The following is a 1,108-nucleotide window of genomic DNA, read 5'->3' as shown; positions in this document are numbered from 1 at the left end:
CGAGGCGAAGAAGTTGCGGTACGCGGCGTTCAGGTCCGCGAGGGCCTGCTGGAGCACCACCGCCGACACCTCACCCAGCCACACCCGCTCCGGCGTCCGCTTCGCCTCGGTGATGACCCGCTTCGACAGGTCGCCGTCCGACAGGTACGGCTCACCCGCCTCGCGGGCCTGCTGACGTGCGCGCAGCCCGTCGTTGAACACCACCCGCGCACACCCGAACGCCCGCCCCAGCGCTGCCTGCTGTGCGGGCGACGGGTAGACGCGATAGTTGTACCGGAGCTGCACATCGGACAGTCTGGCATCGGCCTATGACAGAAATCGGAAACCTCCGCAACAGATCCACCAGCTGGTCAACTTCCCGCCCACCCCGTCAAAGCTGGTCAACAGCCTCAAAGGTGTTTCCAGCCGCCAGCTGCGCCAGCAGTTCCCCGACCTCGTGCACCACTACTACCGCGCCAACCGGCTCCGGTCAGGCACATACATCGCCAGCTCCGCCAGCGGCGCACCGCTCACCGTGCTGCCCCGTGTACATCAAGCAGCAAACCGGCCAGGCTAGAGCACGCTCGGGCCTAGCCGGCCCTCCCGCGCGGGCCTTCACCCCCGCCCTGAAGGGCGGAGCACTCGCCCGCACCCTGGTAGCGGACCGGCCGACGGTCGCTGCCCTTTCCGCCGCGGTCAGCGGCCCAGGGCGTCGATGTCGCGCATCTCCTCGGCGGTCAGTGAGAAACCGAAGACGTCGGCGTTGGCCCGGATCCGGTCCGGGGTGACCGACTTCGGAATCACCACGATCTCGTGGTCGATGTGCCAGCGGAGCACCACCTGCGCCGGGGAGACATTGTGTGCCTGGGCGATCCGCACCAGCACCGGGTGGGACAGGTCGCTGGTCTTGAACGGGCTGTAGCCCTCCAGCACCACTCCCCGGTCCCGGTGGGCGACATGCGTCTGCCGCTCGTACAGCGAGGGGCTCCAGCGGATCTGGTTGACCGCCGGAATCTCCTCGGTGGCCTGGATCAGCTCGTCGATCTGGCTGATGCTGTAGTTGCTCACCCCCACCGTGCGGGTCAGTCCCTCGTCCCGGGCGGCGAGCAGCTCTCGCCAGACCGGGAGG

The 1,108-nt window shown here is 68.4% G+C and carries 3 protein-coding genes; 1 reads left to right on the top strand and 2 read right to left on the bottom strand.

Translation table 11 applies throughout. The annotated features are described in order from the left end of the window. Positions 1–285 (bottom strand): helix-turn-helix domain-containing protein (locus tag JNW87_RS38985; protein ID WP_238455498.1); only part of this gene is annotated, 285 nt, incomplete at its 3' end. Here JNW87_RS38985 and JNW87_RS41960 point away from each other — a divergent pair. Continuing rightward, positions 269–556 (top strand): transposase, encoded by a 288-nt coding sequence (locus JNW87_RS41960; protein ID WP_375373622.1) that lies wholly within the window; start codon positions 269–271, stop codon positions 554–556. The two genes, JNW87_RS38985 and JNW87_RS41960, sit on opposite strands and share 17 nt — an antisense overlap. A 119-nt stretch (positions 557–675) precedes the next feature. Here the strand turns inward: JNW87_RS41960 and JNW87_RS38980 are convergent. Continuing rightward, a partial coding sequence (locus JNW87_RS38980; protein ID WP_238455497.1) for an aldo/keto reductase occupies positions 676–1,108 on the bottom strand: 433 nt, incomplete at its 5' end.

This window comes from Micromonospora sp. ATA51, assembly GCF_016802855.1.
GTDB lineage: Bacteria > Actinomycetota > Actinomycetes > Mycobacteriales > Micromonosporaceae > Micromonospora > Micromonospora sicca.
Note: the sequence above shows the minus strand (reverse complement) of the source record. Positions and strands in the feature narration are given on the sequence as shown.